Genomic DNA, 22,944 nt, shown 5'->3' on the forward strand with positions numbered 1-22,944 from the left:
GAATTAAAATGATAAAAGCAAAATATGATTGGAAAGTGGCTGATACAGCCATTTCCGAAGATTTTCTAAAGATAGCGAAAAAACATAAATTAGATGAATTGACAAGTCGCGTGCTTTATCAAAGAGGAATTCATGCAGATGCTGAAATTGAGCAATTTTTAAAGCCAAGTTTAGAAAATTTACATGACCCTTTTCTACTTCATGATATGGAAAAAGCAACAGGGCGTATTTTATCAGCAATTGAGCAAGGTGAAAATATCTTAATTTATGGTGACTATGATGCTGACGGAATGACTGCAGCATCAGTCATGAAGTCCGCTCTGGACGAATTAGGAGCTGAGGCTCAAGTTTATTTACCCAATCGTTTTACTGACGGTTACGGGCCAAATCTTGACGTTTATCAGTACTATATTAAGAATGAAAATATCAATCTTATTATTACTGTAGATAATGGAGTTGCTGGCTTGGAGGCAATTACCTGGGCACAGGAAAATGGAGTGGATGTAATTGTTACCGATCATCACTCAATTCCTGAACAACTTCCCCCTGCTTATGCCATTGTCCACCCCGAACATCCTGACAGTCAATATCCTTTCAAATATTTGGCAGGAGTTGGTGTCGCCTTCAAAGTTGCCTGTGCTCTTTTAGAATATGCACCCAGTGAAATGCTTGATTTGGTTGCAATTGGTACAATTGCTGACATGGTCAGTTTGACTGATGAAAACCGAATTTTAGTGGCTCATGGCCTAAAAGTTTTGGCCCAAACAGAGCGTGCCGGCCTACAAGAATTAATGAAGTATGCCGGGGTTGATTTTGATAAAATCACTGAGGAAACGGTTGGTTTTCAAATTGCTCCCCGTTTAAACGCTTTGGGACGTCTCGATGACCCAAACCCAGCCATTGAATTGCTGACAGGTTGGGATGAAGATGAAGCGCATGAAATTGCCAAAATGATTGACCAAAAAAATTCAGAGCGAAAAGAAATTGTGGAAAAAATTCACAATGAAGCTCTGAGTATGCTGACAGATGAACCTGTTCAGATTTTATATCATAAGGACTGGCATAAAGGTGTCTTAGGAATTGTTGCGGGTCGCTTGTTAGAAGCCATACATAAGCCAGTAATCATGCTGGCCCAAGAAGATGGGATTTTGCGTGGGTCTGCTCGGTCAATCGAAAATTTTGATATTTTCAAGGCATTAAATGCCCATCGTGAACTTTTTATTGCTTTTGGTGGTCATAAACAAGCCGCAGGGATGACTTTAAGTCTGGAAAACGTAGAAGCAGTTAAAAAGGCGATGATTGATTATATCGTGGACAATCATTTAGATATGTCTAAAAAAAGTCCCTTAGAAATTGCTGACCGTTGCCACCTAGACGATATTTCGCTCTCAACAATCACTAATTTAGCAAAATTGGCTCCCTTTGGCATGGATAATCCTAAGCCTCGATTTTTAATCGAAGATTATAAGGTGATTCAAAGCCGAAGTATGGGGAAAGACAATGCTCATCTTAAATTAAAAATTCAGGAAGAAAAGCAACAAATTGATGCCGTTTATTTCCAACATGGTTCAGAAGAATTGGAATTTGAACAGGCACAAACAAAATTAGTTGCAACTCTTTCAAGTAATAGTTGGAATGGAAATACGAGTCTTCAATTAATGATTGAAGATGCTGATTCAGTTGGTGTCGAACTTCTTGATATAAGAAGTAAACAAATTCCTATCCCAAAAGAGGCTAATATTTTTTCTCAAAATCAGCTAAAACATGGTATAATGGAAGATGTGCTTGTCATCGAAGAGACACCTGGAGATTTAGCAGGTTTGTCAGTATTAAAAGAAGCTGTCAGTAAAGCAGCGCCGGATGATTTTAAAATGATTTATTTTAAAAATAAAATCACTGATAGCTATTATTTAACAGGAAGTGGAACACGAGAAGAATTTGCAAGACTTTATAAAGCAATTTATCAATTTCCAGAATTTGATATTCGCTATAAATTAAAATCACTTGCGGATTATTTGAAAATCCCTCATCTCTTGCTTGTCAAGATGATAAAAATCTTTGAGGAACTTGAATTTGTCAGCATTGACAATGGCTTAATGACCGTTAATAAGACGGCCGATAAACGTGAAATTTCTGAGAGTACAATTTATCAAGAACTAGAAAAAATTGTAAAAATGCAAGAACTTTTTGCTTTAGCACCCGTCAAAGAAATTTATCAAAATTTATTAGAAAAATAATTTCGTTTTTATAAAAAGTTACTGACGAAATCAGCTATACTCATAATAATAAAGCTGTCAGTAAAAATAACGAACTTATGTTAGAAAAAAGGAGCACTGACAATTCTGTCAGTAACAAAAACATGGAATTAAAAGACTATATTGCAACAATTGAAAACTATCCTAAAGAAGGCGTAGTTTTTCGCGACATCAGCCCTTTGATGGCAGACGGAAATGCCTATAACTATGCTGCTACCGAAATTGTTCAGTATGCAAGAGATAAAGAAATAGATATGGTTGTAGGTCCAGAAGCGCGTGGTTTCATCATTGGATGTCCAGTTGCTTTTGCACTTGGTGTAGGATTTGCCCCAGTTCGTAAGCCTGGTAAATTACCTCGTGAAGTCATTGAAGCAACTTACGAAAAAGAATACGGAACAGACACACTCACAATGCATTCAGATAGCATCAAACCAGGACAACGCGTCTTGATTGTTGATGATTTGCTTGCAACTGGTGGAACAATTGCCGCTACAATTGAACTTGTTGAAAAAATGGGTGGAATTGTTGTCGGATGTGCGTTCCTTATCGAACTTGATGAACTTAAAGGTCGCGAAAAAATCGGAGATTACGATTATAAAGTTCTAATGCACTATTAATTTCTTTACTGTCGGTAGCCAATAAATGTTATTAGTATTCTTTTGATAAAAATAAAAGGATACAGTTAAGCTAAAAGCAAGTAAACAGAGGTTTTTTGGCGTAAAATATTGACAGCAAGCTAATTTTGATATACACTATAAAAAGAAAATCCACATAGCGTTCGTTTTTTAGAAAATGAGCCTATATTTTATATTAGGAAAAGAGAGAGTAAAAACTTGAAAATTACAGCCTTAGAAGGACAAAAAATCTCAGAACTTTCAATGATTGAAGTTGCTCATGCTTTATTGGAGCAAAATGGCAAAGAAATGCAATTCTCTGAAATCATCAGAGCGATTCAAGATTATTTGGAAAAATCCGATGATGAAATTAAAGCTAGTATTTCTCGTTTTTATACAGAAATCAATACAGACGGAAGTTTCATTCCATTAGGAAATAATATCTGGGCACTTCGTTCATGGTATGCGATTGATGAGATTGACGAAGAAGTTATCGCTCTTGATGAAATTGAAGACGAAGAAGAAGAAAAACCAGCTAAGAAACGCAAAAAAGTCAATGCTTTTGGTATCGAAGACGAAATCGATCCAGAAGATGAAGAAGGCACAAAAGAAACAACTGAAGAAGACATGTCATATGATACTCAAGCAGAAGACGAAGATAAAGATGACGTCGCTGCATATGACGCAGAACTTGCAGAAGTTGAACTTGATAATGTAGATGAAGAAGTTGACATCGACGTAGAAGACGATGAAGATGATTCAGAAGATACTGATGAAGACTAAAACACATAAAAAGTGAGGCATCAGCCTCACTTTTATGAATATTCTCTTTTTATTTGTAAAAAATTAAAAGAACGGTTACAATTAGGAAAAGTAAAATTTTATTATTGAGCGAAAGCTAATCATAAGGAGAAAAAATTTGGTGGACAAAGAAACAACTGAATTTTCTCGAGGAAGTTTTAAAGAAAAAATACTTCGCCAACTTGAAGAAAATGCAGCGAAACAAGCAGAAACTAAGTTCCCAGACCCTGAAGATTTCGAACGCCCCAGCAGGAGCGACTCAGAAGAACCTGAGCGAAAAATCGAACCAAGGAAAGTTGATCTTGAACCTTTCAAACTTCCTGTCTTTGATTTTCCAGCAGCGGATGAAAACGAAGCAGAACCTTTTTTAGAAAATGAAAACCTTTCAGAAGAAGGTGATTCATTGCGTCAAAAATTAGATGGAATGGTTTCTGAGGAAATTCAAAACCAAGATATTCCTCCTCAATTTTCAAGTAGTGAAACAAAAGTTCAAGATGAAAAGATTGAACAAGAACAATTTTCAGAAAAAAAAGAATCAGAAAAAATGGTTAAACATCAACCTTCAAGAAGAACCAGCAATTCTTCTAAAAAAACTTCTTCTAGCAAGAAAAATAAGAATAAGAACAAAAATAAGAAAAAGAAAAAAGTAACAGCAGGGAAAATCATTGCTGTGATTGTTGTTCTTTTAGTTTTAGTTGTTGGAGGAACTGGTTGGTATGGCTATAACTTTGTAAAATCTGGTATTCAACCTTTGGATTCTAAGAATGCAACAGCTAAGTCAATCAATATTCCTGCTGGTTCAAGTAGTAAGCAAATTGGTGAAATTTTGCAAAGACAATCCATTATTAAAAATGGAATGGTTTTTCAGTATTATACAAAATTTAAAAATTATTCAGAGTTTAAAAGTGGCTATTATAATCTTGCGCCAAACATGAGCTTATCTACAATTGCTAGCAAACTTGAAGAAGGCGGAACAGAAAAACCTGTTGCTCCGACTTTAGGTAAAATTTTAGTTCCTGAAGGCTATACGCTAACGCAAATTGCTAAAGCTGTGACGGTTAATAGTGGAAGCAATGAAAAGAATGCGAAAACGCCATTTTCTGAAGCAGACTTCATGAAAACTGTTCAAGACCCAACCTTTATCGCTAAAATGGTTAAGGCTTATCCTAAACTGTTCGCAAGCTTGCCAACAAAAGATTCAGGAATCAAATACCAATTAGAAGGGTACTTGTTCCCAGCGACTTATGATTACACAAAATCATCGACAGTTGAATCAGTCATTGAAAATATGATTCAAGCAGCCAATACTCAGCTCACTCCTTACTATGATACAATTGCTCAAAAGAATTTGACTGTCAATGAAGTTTTGAGTTTAGCAGCTTTGGTTGAAAAAGAAGCCAACAATGATGATGATCGACGCAACGTTGCTGGAACCTTCTATAATCGTATGAATGCTGGAATGACTTTGGGTTCTAATCTGTCAATTCTTTATGCCGAAGGTAAACTTGGTGAAAAAACAAGTCTCTCAGAGGATGCTAATATTGACACCAACCTAGATTCGCCATATAATTTGTACACAAATACTGGATTTGGCCCTGGCCCTGTTGATAGTCCAAGTTTGTCATCTATTAAAGCTGTACTTGATCCTGCTCAAAATGACTACTTCTACTTTGTTGCTGATGTGACAACAGGAAAAGTCTATTTTGCGAAAACATTAGCTGAACAAAATGCAAATGTTCAAAAATATGTGAATGATAAGATAAGTAGCTAAGCTATCATTAATTTAGATTTGATTAAAAGAGAAAAAAGTTTATAAAAAAAGGAAAGAAATATAATGGAAAAAACATTCCCAATGACCCAAGAAGGGCTTGATAAATTAAAATTAGAACTTGAAAATTTAAAACTTGTGAAACGTCCAGAAGTCATTGACCGTATCAAAGTTGCTCGTAGCTATGGTGACCTTTCAGAAAACTCAGAGTACGAAGCAGCTAAAGATGAACAAGCCTTTATCGAAGGACGTATTTCAACTGTTGAAACAATGATTCGTTATGCTGAAATTGTTGATAACGCAAAAATTGCTAAAGACGAAGTAGCACTTGGTAAAAACGTAACTTTTGTTGAAGTTGGCGAAACTGACGAAGAATCTTATCAAATTGTTGGTACTGCTGAAGCTGACCCATTTTCAGGAAAAATTTCTAATGAATCACCAATTGCTCGAGTTTTGATTGGTAAAAAAGTTGGAGACATCGTAAATGTCCCACTTCCAGTTGGCGAAATGACAGTTAAAATTGTAAAAGTTGACTAATTATTTTAGAATATAATAAGTAAAAAAGCCGTCAGTAACGGTTTTTTTATTTTTCAACGCTTAATTCTGTCAGTAAGTTAAAATTGCTATTTTTGGTAAAAATAATATTTTTCAGGTATAATAGTCAGTAATAGTCAAAGATTATTTAGAAAATGGATGAAAGAAAGGATGGAGCGATGGCAGGTCAAAAAAATACATCAGATATTATCGAAGCTTATCTGAGAAAGCTTTTAGAAGAAGCACAAGTCATTGAAATTAAACGAGCGGACTTAGCCAATCAATTTGATGTCGTGCCGAGTCAGATTAATTATGTGATAAAAACACGATTTACGGCCTCAAAAGGCTTTGATGTGGAATCAAAACGTGGTGGTGGTGGATACATCAAAATTGTGAAGTATCAATATTCTGCTCGTCATGAATTCTTAACGGCTCTTTACCAGAAGGTTCCAGCTAATCTCTCGAGTAAAGCTGCCCATGATATCGTTCAACTTCTCTTTGATGAGAAAGTACTGACAGAACGTGAGGGGAATCTACTTTTGTTAGTCATTACTGACGGAGCTATTAGTCCCTTTACTCGTGGTATAATGATGAAAAGTATAATAAACAGATTGGACCGTGACGATGAAATTTGAAAATATAAAATATACACCAACGCTTGACCGAATTTTAGAAAAAGCGGAAGAGTATGCTCACCAATATCAATATGGCACCATTGAAAGTGCACATTTACTGGCTGCAATGGCAACGACCTCAGGCTCAATTGCTTACAGCCTTCTTGCAGGAATGAATGTTGATTCTTCTGACTTACTGATTGATTTAGAGGATTTATCAAGTCATGTTAAGGTCAAACGTTCAACTTTACGTTTTTCACCTCGTGCAGAGGAAGTGATGACTGTGGCAAGTTTTTTAGCAATTCATAATAACTCCGAAGCCGTTGGAACAGAACACCTGCTTTATGCCCTACTTCAAATAGAAGATGGATTTGGTCTCCAACTTCTAAAATTACAAAAAATCAATATTGTATCTTTGCGAAAAGAGCTTGAGAAAAGAACTGGACTCAAAGTTCCAGAAAGTAAAAAAGCTGTGACTCCAATGTCAAAACGCAAGATGGCAAAGGGAGTTGCAGAAAATTCAACGACGCCAACGTTAGACTCTGTATCCTCAGATTTAACCGAAGAAGCTCGTTTGGGTAAACTTGACCCAATGATTGGACGAGAAGCTGAAATTGACCGTTTGATTCATATTCTCAGCCGCAGAACAAAAAATAATCCTGTTTTAGTTGGAGAGCCCGGTGTTGGGAAATCAGCAATTATTGAAGGTTTGGCCCAAAGAATTGTCAATGGTCAAGTTCCAATTGGTTTGATGAATAGTCGAATCATGGCATTGAATATGGCGACTGTTGTTGCTGGGACAAAATTTAGAGGTGAATTTGAGGATCGTTTGACAGCTATTGTTGAAGAAGTTAGCAGTGATCCAGATGTCATTATTTTCATTGATGAATTACACACAATCATTGGTGCTGGTGGCGGTATGGATTCTGTCAATGATGCCGCAAATATTTTGAAACCAGCGCTTGCTCGTGGTGATTTTCAAATGGTCGGAGCAACAACCTATCATGAATATCAAAAATATATTGAAAAAGATGAAGCTTTAGAACGCCGTTTGGCGAGAATAAATGTTGATGAGCCAAGTCCAGATGAAGCGATTGCTATCTTGCAAGGCTTACGTGAAAAATTTGAAGACTATCATCAAGTGAAATTTACTGACCAAGCCATTAAAAGTGCTGTAATGCTCAGTGTTCGTTATATGACCAGCAGAAAATTGCCTGACAAAGCCATTGATTTACTTGATGAAGCTGCAGCAGCGGTGAAAATTTCTGTCAAAAATCAACAAGCAAAACGTCTTGATTTAGAAAAAGAACTAGCCGAAGCTCAAGAAGAATTATCAGAAGCTGTCATTAAGCTTGACATCAAAGCGTCTCGTACAAAAGAAAAAGCAGTTGAAAAAATTGCTGACAAGATTTATAAATTCTCAGTAAAAGAAGATAAACGTCAAGAAGTTACTGACCAAGCTGTTGTTGCTGTTGCCTCAACACTGACAGGTGTTCCAATCACACAAATGACTAAGTCTGAAAGTGATCGTTTAATCAATCTTGAAAAAGAATTACACAAACGAGTTGTTGGACAAGAAGAAGCTATTTCTGCCGTTTCAAGAGCCATTCGTCGGGCACGTTCTGGTGTTGCTGATAGTCGCCGTCCAATGGGTTCTTTCATGTTCCTTGGACCAACAGGGGTCGGTAAAACCGAACTTGCTAAAGCACTGGCTGACAGTGTGTTTGGTAATGAAGATAATATGATTCGTGTTGACATGAGTGAATTCATGGAAAAACATTCGACTTCACGCTTGATTGGAGCTCCTCCAGGGTATGTAGGTTATGATGAGGGTGGTCAATTGACAGAACGCGTTCGTAATAAACCTTATTCTGTTGTTCTTTTAGATGAAGTCGAAAAAGCTCATCCTGACGTTTTCAACATCATGTTGCAAATTCTAGATGATGGCTTTGTGACTGATACTAAAGGTCGCAAAGTTGATTTCAGAAATACAATTATTATCATGACTTCAAACTTGGGAGCGACTGCTCTTCGTGATGATAAGACAGTTGGTTTTGGCGCTAAAAATATCACAGCTGATTATTCAGCCATGAAATCAAGAATATTAGAAGAGCTTAAACGTCATTATCGTCCTGAGTTTCTTAATCGAATTGATGAAAATATTGTTTTCCACTCATTGGAAAGTCAAGAGATTGAACAAATTGTTAAAATTATGAGTAAATCTTTGATTAAACGTCTGGCAGAACAAGATATTCATGTTAAACTCACACCGTCAGCGGTGAAATTAATTGCTGAGGTAGGTTTTGACCCAGAATATGGTGCACGTCCGCTCCGCAAGGCTCTTCAAAAAGAAGTCGAAGACCTTTTAAGTGAACAATTGCTCTCTGGTGAAATCAAAGCAGGTAATCATGTTTCAATTGGTGCATCTAATAAAAAAATTAAAATCGCTCAAATTGTTTGAGATGAAAGCTGTTTCATGTTATAATTAAATTAGAAATAAAGGAAAGGACAGTTCGAAAAGATTCAGAAGTCCTGAAAATTCCAAAAGTTTAAGGGCTTCATTGAAACAAAAAGAACTGTTGAAGAGGTACTCTTATGATCAAATTTAATATCCGTGGCGAAAACGTCGAAGTGACTGATGCAATCCGCGCTTATGTTGAAGATAAAATCGGAAAACTTGATAAATATTTCAACGATGGTCATGAAGTAACAGCCTATGTTAATCTTAAAGTTTACAGCGAAAAACGAGCTAAAGTTGAAGTAACTCTTCCAGCTAAAAATGTCACTTTACGTGCAGAAGATACTTCACAAGATATGTATTCTTCAATTGATTTTGTAGAAGAAAAACTCGAACGTCAAATTCGTAAATATAAGACACGTATGAACCGTAAACCACGCAATGCTGTCCCAACAGGACAAGCTTTTGGCGATGAGTTTGCACCATTAGAAAAAGCCGATGAAGTTGCTGAGGATCACGTAGATATTGTACGTACTAAACATGTTGCTTTAAAACCAATGGATGCTGAAGAAGCGGTGCTTCAGATGGATATGTTGGGACATGATTTCTACGTCTTTACAGATGCTGATAGTAACGGAACCCATGTCGTTTACCGTCGTACAGATGGTCGTTATGGTTTAATTGAAACAGAATAAAAAAATAAGGATAGATTTTTCTATCCTTTTTTATTAATGTTCAGATAACAAAATTTCAAAATGTAAGCGCAAAACCTTTTGAAGTTTAGCTTTGCGAAGATTTTCACTTGAAAAATCTTTCAAAAAATAGTAAAATCAAAGATGTATTAAGAGTGCAGACGCACTTAAAAATAATAAGGAGACTAAAATGTCAATTATTACTGATATTTATGCTCGCGAAGTCCTTGACTCACGCGGTAACCCAACACTTGAAGTTGAAGTTTACACTGAAGACGGTGCATTCGGTCGCGGTATGGTACCTTCAGGTGCTTCTACTGGTGAACATGAAGCGGTTGAACTTCGTGATGGCGACAAATCTCGCTACAACGGACTTGGTACTCAAAAAGCTGTTGACAACGTAAACAACATCATCGCTGAAGCTATCATCGGTTATGAAGTTACTGACCAACAAGCTATTGACCGTGCAATGATCGCGCTTGACGGTACTGAAAACAAAGGTAAATTGGGAGCTAACGCTATCCTTGGTGTTTCTATCGCTGCTGCTCGTGCTGCTGCTGATGAACTTGGTGTTCCACTTTACAACTACCTTGGCGGATTCAACGCTAAAGTATTGCCAACTCCAATGATGAACATCATCAATGGTGGTTCTCACTCAGACGCTCCAATCGCTTTCCAAGAATTCATGATCGTACCAGTTGGTGCACCTACATTCAAAGAAGCGCTTCGTTGGGGTGCTGAAATCTTCCACGCTCTTAAGAAAATTCTTAAAGCTCGTGGACTTGAAACAGCTGTCGGTGACGAAGGTGGATTCGCTCCTAAATTCGACGGAACTGAAGACGGTGTAGAAACTATCCTTAAAGCAATCGAAGCAGCTGGTTACAAAGCTGGTGAAGATGGCGTTATGATCGGTTTCGACTGTGCATCATCAGAATTCTACGAAAACGGTGTTTACGACTACACTAAATTCGAAGGTGAAGGCGGTAAAAAACTTTCAGCTTCTGAACAAGTTGACTACCTTGAAGAACTCGTTTCTAAATACCCAATCATCACTATTGAAGATGGTATGGACGAAAACGACTGGGATGGATGGAAAATCCTTACTGAACGTCTTGGTAAAAAAGTTCAACTCGTTGGTGACGACTTCTTCGTTACAAACACTAAATACCTTGAACGTGGTATCCGTGAAAATGCTTCAAACGCTATCTTGATCAAAGTTAACCAAATCGGTACTTTGACAGAAACTTTCGAAGCTATTGAAATGGCTAAAGAAGCTGGTTTCACAGCAATCGTTTCTCACCGTTCTGGTGAAACTGAAGATTCAACAATCTCAGATATCGCTGTTGCAACTAACGCTGGTCAAATCAAAACTGGTTCACTTTCACGTACAGACCGTATGGCTAAATACAACCAATTGCTTCGTATCGAAGACCAATTGGCTGAAGTGGCTCAATACAAAGGTCTTAAAGCATTCTACAACCTTAAAAAATAAGGTTTACCAACGAATGATTTAGATATAATCCTTCTCTTTATTTAGAGAAGGATTATTTTTTATAAAAAATATTCTATGAAAAAACTACTAGTAAGCTAGTAGTTTTTATTTTATTTAGATTTTTGATAAGAGTCCATCTTCAATCTTATAAACACTGTCACTATTTTTAATCATTCTTTGGTCATGAGTGACCATGATTGTTGCTTTATTCTTCAAATGAGCTTCTTGTCTTAATAATTCAACAACCTGATAAGCATGCTCAGTGTCTAAACTTGCTGTTGGTTCATCGGCCAAAATTAAATTTGGTTCATTAAAGAGAGCACGAGCAATAGCTGCCCTTTGTCTCTCACCACCAGAAAGATCACTAGGATGTTTATCTTTTAAGTCTAAAATATCAAGTGATGTAAGAAGTTCAATCCCTTTTTTAGAAGTTAGTTTTTCGTGATTGATTTTATCAATAAGGAGAAATTGTTCTTCAATAGTCAAATAAGGAATCAAATTAGAACTTTGGAGGATGAAACCTATTTCTTTAAATCTAAGTTTAGAACGTTTTTTTTCTGACAATGGTGTAAAATCTAAGCCATTGATTGAAATATTCCCAGAAGTCGGACTTTGTAAACCACCTGCAATTGTGAGAAATGTACTTTTTCCTGAACCGGATGGACCAATAATTGAAACAAATTCCCCTTGATTGACTGCTAAATCAATCCCTTTGAGTGCCTGAATCTCATTATGACCACTACCAAAAGATTTTTTTACATTTTCCATTTTAAGAATTGTTTTCATTTTTAACCTCCAATTGCTTTCGTTGGGTCAATTTTACGGATAGTAATGATTGAAAAAAGTGACCCAATAATTGATACGATGATGAGAATTAAAGCATAGAGCAACCAGTTTGTAAGACTAATTTCAAAAGGCATTGCATCGGGTAAGATAAAGCTAGTTCCATAACTTGCTATAAAAGCAACGAAGACGCCAACTAAACTAATGATAAAGCTTTGACCAAGTAAAGAGTTCATTATTATGCGATTTGAAATTCCTTGGGCTTTCATTATGCCAAAAATCGGAACTTTTTGAAGAGTTATAACATACATAAAGACTCCAATAATCAACAGTACAATCAGAAATAAGAAGTAAATCATTGCGCTGAGTGTCATATTTTGAGCAGAATAACCTGGAATATCGTTAATTAAATCAGAAATAGAGAGGACTTTATATTGATTTGAAATAGAAGAATCAATCTTAACTTTCCCAGATTTTACAACGACAGCATTAACAGAAGAAGTTGAAGTGCTTTTTTCACCAAACTTTATCTGATTCAAAGCGGAAAATGAGGTATAGATAACAGGCGATGCAGAATAAGAAGAGGATTTTGAAATTCCGACAATTTTTATTTTAATATTATTATTTCCCACGGAAACTTCTTGACCGATTTTATATCCTTGATTTGCCAGCTTTTTTGAGATAATCATTTCTAAATGAGTGTCAGTAAATTTTTTCCCCTCAAGAACTTCGGGCATGATTTTAGACTTATCAGGCAGCGCAATAATAGCAATATTGTCTCGCTCGCTCTTTGATTTACGCATAGAAGTAGAAAACAATGATAATTCTGAACCATTTTCTACATGAATATTACTTAAATCATCAGTAGTAATTTGTGAAGCAGAAATAATATTATTTGAACTTGTTGATAAAACGACTTTTTCGGCCTTCCAATCAAGGACGGCTTGTTTAAATTGACTGGCAAGTCCTACAGATAGTCCGGACAGTATAAAGACTACATAAGCGATTAAAAAAATAATAGCTCCGATTAAGGTGTAACGAGCTTTATTATAACGTATTTCTCTTAGTGCTAAAAACATAAAATCTCCTTTCAGTTTTTTCTGTCAGTAATATAATTAAGTAAACCTTCGGTGACTAATTTGATTTCTTTATCATAATTTTCAATAAAAGTTTTCTCAGTCCAATTTTCACTGAATAATCTATAAACGAGATTATGAACAACTGATTTTAATACTTGTGAAATTGGATTATCATTTTCACTAGCTGGGACGGTTGCTGAACTTTGGGGTTTCCAATCTCTTTCAAGTTCATAAGTCCAATCTAAAAAGCGATATTTATAAAGTTGGTATTGGGGAGAATCAATTAAATTTTCAAGAAGGAGAGATTTGTATTTATCTAGAGCCTCTTCAATGGAATTATCTTTTAATAAATTAAAAAATAAATCATGGATTTCAAGGGTTTCTTGCGAGAGGACATAGAAATAAGCATCTTTTAAATCTTCAAAATACTGATAAAAACTCCCTCTCGGAATATCAAGAGCTTTTACGATGTGCATAATTTTGGCCTCGTGAAAAGAATGAGTCTGAAATTCATTTAAACAGGCATCATATACGAGATTACGTTTTTCGTCAGATAGACTAAAATAGGTTGATTTAGGCATTTTTTCTCCAATTCAATCAATTTATGACACTGTGTCATTTATTAAATTCTAACAAATTAATTGATTAACATCAATTAATTAATTTTTTTAAGCAAAAAAACTACTGACAGTTTTGTCAGTAGTTTTGATAATAAATTTGCTGATGTATAAGTGGCTGACAGTTTTGTCAGTAAAATTAGGAACACTTATTTAGCCAATTCTCTTTCAAGAGCTAATCGTTGAACTTTCATTGTTGCTGTACGAGGAATTTCATCGTAAGCCATAAGAATAGGTTCATTTAAAAATGGCAAATCAACAATTGAAGCCCACCAAGCTGACCAATCCATTTCCGCATTTTCAGCTAGAGCCAAAATAGGTTGTGGTTTACCAGATTTATCACGAATAATCACAACTTCATCTAAGAAGTCGTGTTGGTCTAACAGAAGATCTTCAATTGCCAAATTAGATTCAATTTTATCAATTAAATCAACTTGTCTGTCATGTAAAAAGAGAATTCCGTCTTCATTCATGAGACCCCAATCGCCAGTATCCCACCAGTCACCATAGACTTCTTTATTAAAACGTTCTTCTTCTTTATAGTAAGTCAAAGCTCTTCCTTTTGAGAGGAAGTGGATTCTTCCAGGCGTACCTGCAGGACATTCATTTCCATCTTCATCGGCAATACGTGCTTTAGATAATCCAGGCATACCAATCCCCATTTCACGGGCATTAGTGTCTGCTAAAGTTGATAAACGGTGCTTTTTCCAAATCATTGGGCCACATTCTGATTGTCCATAAATTTGTAGAAAGACTGGCTCTTTTTGTTTAGAGGCAGAAAGAAAAGTATGCATTGTTTCTTTATTAATTGCATCAAAAGTTGAGTGAAGGTAACGAATTGAAGCAAAAATCTCAGGTTCTTGCTTTACAAGATTCGCTAGACGAACAAAATCGTTTGGATGTGTTTCAAAGGCATAAGGCTGATGTTTAGCAAAAAGATTGACAAGATTATCTTTTGCTAAATCATTGAGGGGCATAAGTCCAAATCCAAAGGTCATTGCTGATGAAACCCCTATATTGAAACGAGAATGAACAGGAGAAATATGGAAAGCTAAAATTTCTTCCTTATCAGGCATCCAATCCATTACAGTTCTCTGAAGCACCCAACGCCAACCCATTGAATTAGCAGAGTGAGCGATTAATTTTGGTACACCAGTTGTTCCAGAAGTATGAGTGAGATAAGCAATCTCATCACTGGCCAATTGCTGACTGTCAGCAATTTGAGTAGGTTTTTCCAAAGCAAATTTACTGACAGAAAGTTTTTTAGAATCTTCAAGATTCTTCATTTCATTGACAGTTTTGTCAGTAACTTGGTCATAAATGAGCCAAGGATTGCCTAAACGTCCAGCTAAAATATCCATTGTTTCGGCAGGAAGATGATAAGAAATCATTGCTGGAACAGCGCCTAGATAAGAAACAGCAACAGCTAAAAGATAGGTATCAAAAGCACTTGATTTAAAAATAATGACTTTATCCGATTTTTTGATTCCCAACTCAGATAAGAGACTTGCCTTATCAACAATTGCTTGATGAGTCTTTTGGTAAGTCGTTTCAAGAGCTAGTTCAGGGAAAGCTCCAACAGCCTCATCAAAGATAATTGGGCTATCAGGAAACTGTTCAGCTGATTTTTTAAAGTTTAGATACAAATTTAGGGGTTCGTGTTTGAATTTCAAAAAAAATCTCCTCAAGTTAATAAGTTTATTATATCACAAAGTATTCTTTAGACCAATAGTTAATGTAAATGTTTTCTTAAGTCGTAGAGAATAAAATACTCGGAAAAAAAGTCTAAAATCTGCTACAATTAAAGGGACACTAAGAGGATTCCAATCCTCTTTTATCAGGAAAAGAAGGGATAGATAGGAAAATGATTAAAAATTATGAACTATCCAATGAAAAAAAATTAATTTCAACCTCTGAAATGAAGAATTTCACCTATGTTCTCAATCCAACACGTGAAGAAATTGGGAATATTTCTGAATACTATGACTTCCCTTTTGACTATTTATCAGGAATTTTGGATGATTATGAAAATGCCCGTTTTGAAACAGATGATAATGATAATAATCTGATTCTCTTACAATATCCTGCACTTTCTAATTATGGAGAAGTGGCGACTTTTCCATATTCTTTGGTTTGGACTAAAAATGAATCGGTTATTTTAGCACTTAATCATGAAATTGATAATGGCTTAATTTTCGAGCGTGAATATGATTATAAACGCTACAAACATCAAGTTATTTTTCAAGTGATGTATCAAATGACACACACTTTCCATGATTATTTGAGAGATTTCCGAACAAGACGTCGCAGACTTGAACAGGGAATCAAAAATTCAACGAAGAACGACCAAATTGTTGATTTGATTGCCATTCAAGCAAGTTTAATTTATTTTGAAGATGCCTTGAACAATAATATGCAAGTGCTTCAAGATTTTATTGATTACTTGAGAGAAGATGATGAAGATGGTTTTGCTGAAAAGATTTATGATATTTTTGTTGAAACAGACCAAGCTTATACAGAAACCAAGATTCAGCTCAAGTTACTAGAAAATCTCCGAGATTTGTTCTCAAATATCGTCTCTAATAACTTGAACATTGTCATGAAAATCATGACGTCAGCTACTTTCGTTCTAGGGATTCCAGCAGTAATTGTTGGTTTTTACGGAATGAATGTTCCAATTCCTGGTCAAAATTTTAATTGGATGGTTTGGCTTATTTTAGTTCTAGGAATTTTATTATGTGTTTGGGTCACTTGGTGGTTACATAAAAAAGATATGTTATGAAATGGAGAAAAATCTCTATTTTTTTCCTCTTTGTGAAAAAATTAATTAGTGGTTGAAGATTATGAAGTTAGCAATGTTTGTTAAAACTATTTTGTGAATTATTTATGAAAACGTTTTAAAAAAGTATAACAGATATTAAAATAATTGGAACTGTATTAGTAAAGAATCTGTAATTTCTCTTGAATTCTGTTTGCTATTCTCAAACTGTATGATATAATGAAGTTGTAATTTGAAACAGAAAGAACAAAGGAGATTTCAAAATGAAAACCGAAGTTACGGAAAATATCTTTGAACAAGCTTGGGATGGTTTTAAAGGAACCAACTGGCGTGATAAAGCAAGCGTTACTCGCTTTGTACAAGAAAACTACAAACCATATGATGGTGATGAAAGCTTTCTTGCTGGGCCAACAGAACGTACACTTAAAGTAAAGAAAATTATTGAAGATACAAAAGCTCACTATGAAGAAGTTGGATTTCCCTTCGATACTGACCGTGTAACCTCTATTGATAAAATCCCTGCTGGATATATCGATGCTAATGATAAAGAACTTGAACTTATCTATGGGATGCAAAATAGCGAACTTTTCCGCTTGAATTTCATGCCAAGAGGTGGACTTCGTGTTGCTGAAAAGATTTTGACAGAACACGGTCTCTCAGTTGACCCAGGCTTGCATGATGTTTTGTCACAAACAATGACTTCTGTAAATGATGGAATCTTCCGTGCTTATACTTCAGCAATTCGTAAAGCACGTCATGCTCATACTGTAACAGGTTTGCCAGATGCTTACTCTCGTGGACGTATCATTGGTGTCTATGCACGTCTTGCCCTTTACGGTGCTGATTACCTTATGAAGGAAAAAGCAAAAGAATGGGATGCAATCACTGAAATTAACGAAGAAAACATTCGTCTTAAAGAAGAAATTAATATGCAATACCAAGCTTTGCAAGAAGTTGTAAACTTTGGTGCTTTATATGGTCTTGATGTTTCACGTCCAGCTATGAACGTAAAAGAAGCAATCCAATGGGTTAACATCGCTTATATGGCAGTATGTCGTGTCATTAATGGAGCTGCAACTTCACTTGGACGTGTTCCAATCGTTCTTGATATCTTTGCAGAACGTGACCTTGCTCGTGGAACATTTACTGAACAAGAAATTCAAGAATTTGTTGATGATTTCGTTTTGAAACTCCGTACAATGAAATTTGCTCGTGCAGCTGCTTATGATGAACTTTATTCTGGTGACCCAACATTCATCACAACATCTATGGCTGGTATGGGTAATGACGGACGTCACCGTGTCACTAAAATGGACTACCGTTTCTTGAACACACTCGATACAATCGGAAATGCTCCAGAACCAAACTTGACAGTCCTTTGGGATTCTAAACTTCCTTACTCATTCAAACGTTATTCAATGTCTATGAGCCACAAGCATTCTTCTATTCAATATGAAGGTGTTGAAACAATGGCTAAAGATGGATATGGCGAAATGTCATGTATCTCTTGTTGTGTCTCACCACTTGATCCAGAAAATGAAGAAGGACGTCATAACCTCCAATACTTTGGTGCGCGTGTTAACGTCTTGAAAGCAATGTTGACTGGTTTGAACGGTGGTTATGATGACGTTCATAAAGATTATAAAGTATTCGACATCGAACCTGTTCGTGACGAAATTCTTGACTATGATACTGTTATGGAAAACTTTGACAAATCTCTCGACTGGTTGACTGATACTTATGTTGATGCAATGAATATCATTCATTACATGACTGATAAATATAACTATGAAGCAGTTCAAATGGCCTTCTTGCCTACTAAAGTTCGTGCTAACATGGGATTTGGTATCTGTGGATTCGCAAATACAGTTGATTCACTTTCAGCAATTAAATATGCTAAAGTTAAAACATTGCGTGATGAAAATGGCTATATCTACGATTACGAAGTAGAAGGTGATTTCCCTCGTTATGGTGAAGATGATGATCGTGCTGATGATATTGCTAAACTTGTCATGAAAATGTACCATGAAAAGTTAGCTTCACACAAACTTTACAAAAATGCTGAAGCTACTGTTTCACTTTTGACAATTACATCTAACGTTGCTTACTCTAAACAAACTGGTAATTCTCCAGTGCATAAAGGAGTATTCCTTAATGAAGATGGTACAGTAAACAAATCTAAACTTGAATTCTTCTCACCAGGTGCTAACCCATCTAATAAAGCTAAGGGTGGTTGGTTGCAAAACCTTCGCTCACTGGCTAAATTGGAATTCAAAGATGCAAATGATGGTATTTCATTGACTACTCAAGTTTCACCTCGTGCACTTGGTAAAACTCGTGATGAACAAGTGGATAACTTGGTTCAAATTCTTGATGGATACTTCACACCAGGTGCTTTGATTAATGGTACTGAATTTGCAGGTCAACACGTTAACTTGAACGTAATGGACCTTAAAGATGTTTACGATAAAATCATGCGTGGTGAAGATGTTATCGTTCGTATCTCTGGTTACTGTGTCAATACTAAATACCTCACACCAGAACAAAAACAAGAATTAACTGAACGTGTCTTCCATGAAGTTCTTTCAAACGATGATGAAGAAGTAATGCATACTTCAAACATTTAATTCTTAAAATTTAATGAATATTCGGTCTGTCAGTTTTACTGACAGACTTTTTTTACGAAAAAATTAATCATAATAGTTAAAAACTATTGTTTTTAGTTTAAGAAAGTTAAATTTTATGCTAAAATAGATGAATGAAAATGGTAATTGGATTGACAGGCGGAATTGCGAGTGGGAAATCAACGGTGGTTGATTTTTTGATTTCTGAGGGTTACCAAGTGATTGATGCTGACAAAGTTGTCCGTCAATTACAAGAACCTGATGGAAAACTTTACAAGGCAATAGTAGAAACTTACGGTTTAGATTTTATTGCTGACAATGGACAGTTAAATCGCGAAAAATTAGGGGCTTTAGTTTTTTCTGATTCAAAAGAGCGCGAGAAATTATCAAACTTACAAGATGAAATTATTCGTACAGAATTATATGATAGACGTGATGACTTATTAAAAAAAATGACTGACAATTCTGTCAGTAAAAATTTTGATTCAAAGAGTCAAGGAAAAAATCTGTCAGTAAATAAGCCGATATTTATGGATATTCCGTTATTAATTGAATACAATTATACCGGCTTTGATGAAATATGGTTGGTCAGCTTACCTGAAAAAATACAATTAGAAAGACTGATGGCAAGAAATAAGTTTACGGAAGAAGAAGCTAAAAAACGAATTTCCTCACAAATGCCATTGTCAGAAAAACAAAAAGTCGCTGATGTCATTCTGGATAATTCTGGAACGATTGAAGCGCTAAAAAAACAAATCCAGCGAGAACTAGCTAGGATAGAAGAACAGAAATAGAGGTGAATCGCACGAAAACAGTTAATTGGAAAAGGAATTTATTTATAACATGGATTGGCTGCTTTTTTGTAGGTTCATCATTTTCACTCGTCATGCCCTTTCTCCCCTTGTATATTCAAGGACTGGGCGTAAGCGGTGGAAATGTTGAACTTTACTCAGGGTTAGCTTTTTCTTTGCCAGCCTTAGCTTCAGGGTTAGTTGCCCCCATTTGGGGACGTTTAGCTGATGAGCATGGCCGTAAAGTGATGATGGTACGTGCCAGTATCGTCATGACCCTAACAATGGGAGGAATAGCTTTTGTCCCTAATGTTTGGTGGTTACTTGGATTACGTTTGCTGATGGGATTTTTCTCAGGCTATATCCCTAACTCAACAGCAATGATTGCTTCACAAGCTCCAAAAGATAAATCAGGCTATGCTCTTGGAACATTAGCAACAGCAATGGTTTCTGGAACACTAATTGGTCCTTCACTTGGTGGGTTACTAGCTGAGTGGTTTGGCATGGCAAATGTCTTTTTGATTGTCGGCGCTCTATTAGCCCTAGCAACTTTACTGACCATTTTCTTTGTTCATGAAAACTTTGAACCAATTGCTAAAGGTGAAATGTTATCTAGTAAAGAAATTATCAATAAAGTCAGTAACAAACAAATTCTTTTTGGATTATTAGTGACAACATTTATTATTCAAATCACCTCCCAATCCATTGAACCATTTGTGACCTTGTATATCAAAACCCTGACGACAAGCACGAACAATTTGATGTTCATTTCAGGTTTAATTGTGTCAGCAGTTGGATTGTCGGCAATGTTATCATCAAGTTTTCTAGGACGTTTAGGAGATAAATACGGTTCGCATCGTTTAATTTTGATTGGACTAGTTTTTACATTTATTATTTATTTACCAATGGCCTTTGTGCAAAGCCCACTCCAACTTGGGATATTACGCTTCCTTCTTGGTTTTGGAACTGGTGCTTTGATGCCGTCAGTAAATTCGTTGCTTTCAAAAATTACTCCCAAAGAAGGTGTCAGCAGAATTTTTGCTTACGCACAAATGTGTTCTAATTTAGGAATGGTAACCGGTCCATTGGTCGGATCAGCAATTGCGGGTTATATCAGTTATCGAGCAGCAATTGTAGGGACAAGTCTTTTTGTCATTGTTAATATTATTTGGTCCTTTATTAATTTCCGAAAATATCTGCGGAAACGGAGTATTATGGAATGAGAGTAAAAATCACATTAATTTGTAGTTCTTGTGGGAATAAAAATTATATTAGTAGTAAAAATAAAGCAACCCATCCGGAAAAAGTTGAAACAATGAAGTTTTGTCCCAAAGAACGAATTGTTACACTTCATCGTGAAGGTTAGACAGCAAGAATTATCTTGCTGTTTTTTTATTTATAATAAGTTTTTACTATGTACACTTATTAAGAATTGTGATAATATTATATAATAAAGTAAACAATATTTCATTAGAGGTGTTTTATGCAAAAAAAGACATTATTTTTTCATTATAATAGCAGTTGATGGAGACAGATAAAAATTTTAATCATAATTTTGTGGACTATTTATAAAAGAAAAAATTCAGTTTAAAAAATATATTCGGAAATACCTTATCTTTGGGTGGTAGAAACTTATAAGCACTTTGAAAATCTTTATAAATTATTCAACTCATGCTATAATAATATGAATGAGGAAAAAAGATAATGAATTTAAATAAGAATAATTTTTTAAACTACTCTATATTGATTCCATACCTAATTCTTGCAGGAATTGGTATTGTGATGGTTTTTTCAACCACGGTTCCTGATCAGTTACAAAAAGGATTAAATCCTTATAAATTAGTAATTAACCAAACAGCATTCGTATTATTGAGTCTCATTATGATTGCAGTGATTTACCGTCTGAAACTTAGAGCCCTTAAGAATAGAAAAATGATAGGAACAATAATGGTTATTTTGATTCTGTCATTAATATTTTGTAGAATAATGCCTTCCAGTTTTGCTCTGACAGCACCCGTAAATGGAGCCAGAGGTTGGATTCATATTCCAGGAATCGGAACGGTGCAGCCAGCAGAATTTGCCAAAGTTTTTATTATCTGGTATTTAGCCTCAGTTTTTTCAACAAAACAAGAAGAAATTGAAAAACGTGATATAAATGAAATTTTTAAAGGAAAGACGCTCTTTCAAAAACTTTTTGGTGGTTGGCGATTACCCGTAGTTGCCATTTTATTGGTTGACCTTATCATGCCTGACCTAGGTAATACTTTGATTATTGCTGCAGTTGCTTTGATAATGATTGGAGCCAGCGGTATATCTTGGCGTTGGTATTCCGGCTATTCAAAATTAATTCTATCTTTGATGGCCATTTTCTTAGGATTTCTTTTCATTGTAGGTGGAAATATCATTCCAAGTTTCTTACCCATCGCTTATATCAATAAACGATTTGAAGCTTTTGTTAATCCTTTTACAGACTTAGCCAATTCTGGACATCAGTTAGCTAATTCATACTATGCTATAGTTAATGGCGGTTGGACAGGGCGTGGCTTAGGAAATTCGATTCAAAAAAATGGTTTCTTACCAGAAGCTCAAACTGACTTTATCTTTCCAATTGTCGTGGAAGAATTAGGAATCATTGGCGGAATTATTATTCTAGCTATTCTCTTTTTCTTGATAAGCAGAATGTTAATTGTTGGAATTCGTGCTAAAAGTGCCTTTAACTCACTCATTATGATTGGGGTATCTGGTTTATTGTTAGTTCAAGTCTTTGTCAATGTGGGTGGAGCAATCGGGATTATTCCAGAAACAGGAGTAACCTTCCCCTTCCTATCACAAGGAGGGTCATCCTTCCTTGTTTTATCGTTGGGAATTGCATTTGCTTTAAATATTTCAGCTGATGAGAAACGAAGAGAAGTTTCTGAGCTCTCAAATCATTATAGTAGCAGTGTCCCAACTTATGAAAACGATTGACAATTGTCAGTCGTTTAAAAGTGTATAAAAGATTTTTATAATATATGAAAGAGTGAGAGGTAATGACTAATTACCT

The 22,944-nt window shown here is 35.5% G+C and carries 19 protein-coding genes; 15 read left to right on the top strand and 4 right to left on the bottom strand.

Annotation, left to right across the window (positions count from 1 at the left end):
* Nucleotides 1-8 precede the first annotated feature (8 nt).
* From recJ to eno, 9 genes are all read left to right on the top strand, one after another.
* Nucleotides 9-2,237: a single-stranded-DNA-specific exonuclease RecJ gene (recJ, locus tag ACRYLU_RS03145; protein WP_445081198.1), complete on the top strand. Its 2,229-nt coding sequence runs from the start codon at nucleotides 9-11 to the stop codon at nucleotides 2,235-2,237.
* A 122-nt stretch (nucleotides 2,238-2,359) separates the two neighbouring features.
* The gene (locus ACRYLU_RS03150; protein WP_012897343.1) at nucleotides 2,360-2,872 is read left to right on the top strand and encodes an adenine phosphoribosyltransferase; all 513 of its coding nucleotides are present in this window, start codon (nucleotides 2,360-2,362) and stop codon (nucleotides 2,870-2,872) included.
* A 216-nt stretch (nucleotides 2,873-3,088) separates the two neighbouring features.
* Nucleotides 3,089-3,652 (top strand): DNA-directed RNA polymerase subunit delta, encoded by a 564-nt coding sequence (rpoE, locus tag ACRYLU_RS03155; RefSeq protein ID WP_195935588.1) that lies wholly within the window; start codon nucleotides 3,089-3,091, stop codon nucleotides 3,650-3,652.
* A gap of 136 nt (nucleotides 3,653-3,788) precedes the next feature.
* Nucleotides 3,789-5,441: an endolytic transglycosylase MltG gene (gene mltG, locus ACRYLU_RS03160; RefSeq protein ID WP_445081199.1), complete on the top strand. Its 1,653-nt coding sequence runs from the start codon at nucleotides 3,789-3,791 to the stop codon at nucleotides 5,439-5,441.
* 60 nt (nucleotides 5,442-5,501) lie between these two features.
* Entirely contained in the window at nucleotides 5,502-5,975 is a 474-nt protein-coding gene (greA, locus tag ACRYLU_RS03165) for a transcription elongation factor GreA (RefSeq protein WP_025016857.1), read from the top strand.
* A 176-nt stretch (nucleotides 5,976-6,151) separates the two neighbouring features.
* The gene (locus ACRYLU_RS03170) at nucleotides 6,152-6,607 is read left to right on the top strand and encodes a CtsR family transcriptional regulator (RefSeq protein WP_010905471.1); all 456 of its coding nucleotides are present in this window, start codon (nucleotides 6,152-6,154) and stop codon (nucleotides 6,605-6,607) included.
* Nucleotides 6,597-9,047: an ATP-dependent Clp protease ATP-binding subunit gene (locus tag ACRYLU_RS03175; protein WP_445081200.1), complete on the top strand. Its 2,451-nt coding sequence runs from the start codon at nucleotides 6,597-6,599 to the stop codon at nucleotides 9,045-9,047. Before ACRYLU_RS03170 ends, ACRYLU_RS03175 begins: the two co-directional genes overlap by 11 nt.
* A gap of 134 nt (nucleotides 9,048-9,181) precedes the next feature.
* Entirely contained in the window at nucleotides 9,182-9,739 is a 558-nt protein-coding gene (gene hpf / locus ACRYLU_RS03180) for a ribosome hibernation-promoting factor, HPF/YfiA family (RefSeq protein WP_003129564.1), read from the top strand.
* Between the two features lie 187 nt (nucleotides 9,740-9,926).
* Nucleotides 9,927-11,228, top strand: coding sequence for a surface-displayed alpha-enolase (gene eno, locus ACRYLU_RS03185; RefSeq protein WP_010905473.1), 1,302 nt, complete (start codon nucleotides 9,927-9,929; stop codon nucleotides 11,226-11,228).
* A gap of 114 nt (nucleotides 11,229-11,342) precedes the next feature.
* Here the strand turns inward: eno and ACRYLU_RS03190 are convergent, their stop codons facing one another.
* From ACRYLU_RS03190 to ACRYLU_RS03205, 4 genes are all read right to left on the bottom strand, one after another.
* Entirely contained in the window at nucleotides 11,343-12,014 is a 672-nt protein-coding gene (locus ACRYLU_RS03190; protein ID WP_038599611.1) for an ABC transporter ATP-binding protein, read from the bottom strand.
* A gap of 2 nt (nucleotides 12,015-12,016) precedes the next feature.
* Nucleotides 12,017-13,090, bottom strand: coding sequence for an ABC transporter permease (locus ACRYLU_RS03195; protein WP_445081201.1), 1,074 nt, complete (start codon nucleotides 13,088-13,090; stop codon nucleotides 12,017-12,019).
* An 11-nt stretch (nucleotides 13,091-13,101) separates the two neighbouring features.
* Nucleotides 13,102-13,671 carry a TetR/AcrR family transcriptional regulator gene (locus tag ACRYLU_RS03200; protein WP_445081202.1) on the bottom strand — a complete coding sequence of 190 codons (570 nt, stop codon included), beginning with the start codon at nucleotides 13,669-13,671 and terminating at the stop codon, nucleotides 13,102-13,104.
* A gap of 185 nt (nucleotides 13,672-13,856) precedes the next feature.
* A complete protein-coding gene (locus tag ACRYLU_RS03205) occupies nucleotides 13,857-15,380 on the bottom strand; it encodes a class I adenylate-forming enzyme family protein (protein WP_038599620.1) in 1,524 nt (507 codons plus the stop codon).
* A 191-nt stretch (nucleotides 15,381-15,571) separates the two neighbouring features.
* Here ACRYLU_RS03205 and ACRYLU_RS03210 point away from each other — a divergent pair, with 191 nt between their 5' ends.
* The 6 genes from ACRYLU_RS03210 to ACRYLU_RS03235 all read left to right on the top strand — a co-directional run bounded on the left by ACRYLU_RS03210 (nucleotide 15,572) and on the right by ACRYLU_RS03235 (nucleotide 22,868).
* Nucleotides 15,572-16,489 carry a magnesium transporter CorA family protein gene (locus ACRYLU_RS03210; protein ID WP_029344951.1) on the top strand — a complete coding sequence of 306 codons (918 nt, stop codon included), beginning with the start codon at nucleotides 15,572-15,574 and terminating at the stop codon, nucleotides 16,487-16,489.
* Between the two features lie 260 nt (nucleotides 16,490-16,749).
* Nucleotides 16,750-19,113, top strand: a complete 2,364-nt coding sequence (pflB, locus tag ACRYLU_RS03215; RefSeq protein ID WP_038599623.1) for a formate C-acetyltransferase — start codon at nucleotides 16,750-16,752, stop codon at nucleotides 19,111-19,113.
* Between the two features lie 131 nt (nucleotides 19,114-19,244).
* Nucleotides 19,245-19,904: a dephospho-CoA kinase gene (gene coaE / locus ACRYLU_RS03220; RefSeq protein WP_445081203.1), complete on the top strand. Its 660-nt coding sequence runs from the start codon at nucleotides 19,245-19,247 to the stop codon at nucleotides 19,902-19,904.
* A gap of 2 nt (nucleotides 19,905-19,906) precedes the next feature.
* A complete protein-coding gene (locus tag ACRYLU_RS03225) occupies nucleotides 19,907-21,124 on the top strand; it encodes a multidrug efflux MFS transporter (protein ID WP_012897350.1) in 1,218 nt (405 codons plus the stop codon).
* Complete coding sequence (gene rpmG / locus ACRYLU_RS03230) at nucleotides 21,121-21,267, top strand: 50S ribosomal protein L33 (protein ID WP_003129585.1); 147 nt, start codon at nucleotides 21,121-21,123, stop codon at nucleotides 21,265-21,267. The genes ACRYLU_RS03225 and rpmG overlap by 4 nt, the downstream gene beginning before the upstream one ends.
* Before the next feature lie 338 nt (nucleotides 21,268-21,605).
* On the top strand, nucleotides 21,606-22,868 hold the full coding sequence (locus ACRYLU_RS03235) for an FtsW/RodA/SpoVE family cell cycle protein (RefSeq protein ID WP_012897351.1): 1,263 nt from the start codon (nucleotides 21,606-21,608) through the stop codon (nucleotides 22,866-22,868).
* Nucleotides 22,869-22,944 lie beyond the last annotated feature (76 nt).

The sequence above is a fragment of the Lactococcus sp. KTH0-1S genome (genome assembly GCF_052544945.1).